Consider the following 1,658-nt stretch of genomic DNA (forward strand, 5'->3'; position numbering starts at 1 on the left):
CGTAACTGCGGATGTTACTGATGTAGCGGGTAATCCGGCTACCGATAACGACCCAATTACACTGGATAATACCGTACCAACTATCGATATTACCACACCTATCGAGGGTGATAACATCGTAAATGCTGCCGAAGATGGCGATGTAACCATCTCAGGGACTACTACAGCTATAGAAGATGGCCAAGTAGTAACCGTTACTTTTGATGATGGCGTGAATCCTCCAGTAACTACTACCGCTACTGTTTCGGGTAACGCGTGGACGGCTACCGATGCGGATATTTCTGGATTGAACGATGGAACTATCACTGTAACGGCGGATGTTACTGATGTAGCGGGTAATCCGGCTACTGATAACGACCCAATTACACTGGATAATACCGTACCAACTATCGATATTACCACACCTATCGAGAGTGATAACATCGTAAATGCTGCCGAAGATGGGGATGTAACCATCTCAGGGACTACTACGGATGTAGAAGATGGCCAAGTAGTAACGGTAACTTTTGATGATGGGGTGAATCCTCCAGTAACCACTACCGCTACCGTAACTGGTAACGCGTGGACGGCTACCGATGCGGATATTTCTGGATTGGACAATGGAACTATCACCGTAACGGCGGATGTTACTGATGTAGCGGGTAATCCGGCTACCGATAACGACCCAATTACTTTAGATAATACCGTACCAACTATCGATATTACCACACCTATCGAGGGTGATAACATCGTAAATGCTGCCGAAGATGGCGATGTAACCATCTCAGGGACTACTACAGACGTGGAAGATGGACAAGTCGTAACGGTAACTTTTGATGATGGAATTAATCCTCCAGTGACCACTACCGCTACTGTAACTGGTAACGCGTGGACGGCTATCGATGCAAACATCGCTGGATTAAATAACGGTACCATCACCGTAACTGCGGATGTTATGGATGTAGCGGGTAATCCGGCTACTGATAACGACCCCATTACACTGGATAATACCGTACCAACTATCGACATCACCACACCTATTGAGGGTGACAATATTGTCAATGCTGCCGAAGATGGCGATGTAACCATCTCAGGGACTACCACAGATGTGGAAGATGGACAAGTGGTAACGGTAACTTTTGATGATGGCGTTAATCCTCCAGTGACCACTACCGCTACCGTAACTGGTAATGCGTGGACCGCTACTGATGCGGATATTTCTGGATTGAATAACGGTACTATCACCGTAACGGCAGATGTTAGTGATGTAGCGGGTAATCCGGCTACCGATAACGACCCAATTACCCTGGATAATACCGCTCCAACTATCGATATTACAACTCCTATTGAGTTCGATAATATCGTAAGTGCAACGGAAGATAACGACGTTACCATCTCGGGGACTACTACAGCTATAGAAGATGGTCAAGTAGTAACGGTAACTTTTGATGATGGCGTGAATCCTCCAGTGACCACTATCGCTACCGTAACCGGTAACGCGTGGACGGCTACTGATGCGGATATCTCTGGATTGAATAACGGTACCATCACCGTAACGGCGGATGTTACGGATGTAGCGGGCAACCCAGCTACCGATAACGACCCAATTACTTTAGATAATACCGTACCAACTATCGATATTACCACACCTATCGAGGGTGATAACATCGTAAATGCTG

General features: G+C 46.6%; 1 protein-coding gene. It reads left to right on the plus strand.

The annotated features are described in order from the left end of the window. Positions 1-1,658 (plus strand): hypothetical protein (locus FBT53_RS15885; RefSeq protein WP_205729053.1); only part of this gene is annotated, 1,658 nt, incomplete at both ends.

Source organism: Flavobacterium sp. ASW18X, assembly GCF_005144745.1.
Taxonomy (GTDB): domain Bacteria; phylum Bacteroidota; class Bacteroidia; order Flavobacteriales; family Flavobacteriaceae; genus Croceivirga.